Genomic DNA, 1,220 nt, shown 5'->3' on the forward strand with positions numbered 1-1,220 from the left:
AGTGCGCTCGCAAGTGTGGACAGCCTAGTCCTGCTTTTTCTCCGTGATAGTTGGATAGAGCCGGAGTAACTTCGTTCGGGCATCATCGGCAGTGAACTGCCAGTCGATCGAGACGGTAGCCTCGTTACGGTCAGTTTCCCACGCGGCGACCTCCGTTCGGAGTGTCGCCGCGTCAGGGATGCGCTGGTTGAGGCACTGGGTGGTAAGCGCGCTCAGCTCAATTTCCGCCATATTGAGCCAGCTCCCGTGTTTCGGCGTGAAGTGAAACTCGAATCGGTCGAGATACGCTCGTGCGTCTTCCGGAGTACAAAACTCGTAGAAAGCAGCCGGATTGTGCGTGTTGAGGTTGTCGAGGACTACCCGGATGCGGACTGCATCCGGGTAGTGCTCATCCACGAGTTCTTGCATTTGTTCGACGAACTCGCGCTTGCGTCGTCTTGGTGTAACCGTGACGTGGCGCCAACCGGTGAGCGGTTCGGTGGCGATGTGGATTTTTCGCTCTCCGTTGCGTTCATAATGAGTGTCCTCGCGTGCGACCGCTCCCGGTGCGACCGGGAGCGGGTCGCGGACCTGCTTGTGAAGCGTCTTGCTGGACTCATCGAAGCAGACGACTGGACGATCTTCATCGTACGGCTCATGGTAGAGCGCAAGTACGTTTTCCATACGGTAGACGAATTTAGCGTTCTGCTTCGGCGGAATTAGCCAGTGCTTCGAGCGGTAGGGCTTCAGGTCGTTTTTTTAACCGCTGTCGAACGGTTTCTCGGGAGATCGTCTCCAGGTCGATCTCCTCGAGGGTAACGAAGCGATCAGCGAGGAGTTGATACGTCCAGCGAGAATATCCGTCTGGTGGGTCAGAACACGCGAGTGCGACCAAATGGGCCTCATCGCGGCCGTCGAGCTTTGGCTCGTAGTCGCGGTCGGGCTTGCGGCGGTGGAGCGCCGCAAGCCCTCGTTCAGCGTACGCCTTGCGCGTGCGATAGGGGGTAGAGATCGAACAATCGAGGTGCTCACAGATCGCGGGATCTGTGAGCCCCTCGTCAGCCTTTAGCAGGATTCGTGCGCGGGTGATATCCTCTGCTCTATGTTCACCCGTCGAGATAATCGCCTCAAGTTCGCTTCGTTCCTTGTCAGAGAGGTTGACGATGTGCTTTTTCCGTCCCATCCCTATAGAGAGGTGCTCAGAAGAGATAAGCTAAGCAGTCGACGCTTGCAAGTGCACT

1 protein-coding gene is annotated in these 1,220 nt (G+C 57.2%); it reads right to left on the bottom strand.

Going from position 1 to position 1,220, the window contains the following annotated elements:
- Positions 1 to 24 precede the first annotated feature (24 nt).
- A protein-coding gene (locus tag EA473_RS21760; protein ID WP_207890237.1) for an IS630 family transposase occupies positions 25 to 1,162 on the bottom strand; the annotation gives its coding sequence in 2 pieces (ribosomal slippage) (positions 25 to 739 and positions 738 to 1,162; 1,140 coding nt in all).
- Between the last annotated feature and the right edge of the window lie 58 nt (positions 1,163 to 1,220).

The sequence above is a fragment of the Natrarchaeobius chitinivorans genome, from assembly GCF_003841505.1.
GTDB lineage: Archaea > Halobacteriota > Halobacteria > Halobacteriales > Natrialbaceae > Natrarchaeobius > Natrarchaeobius chitinivorans.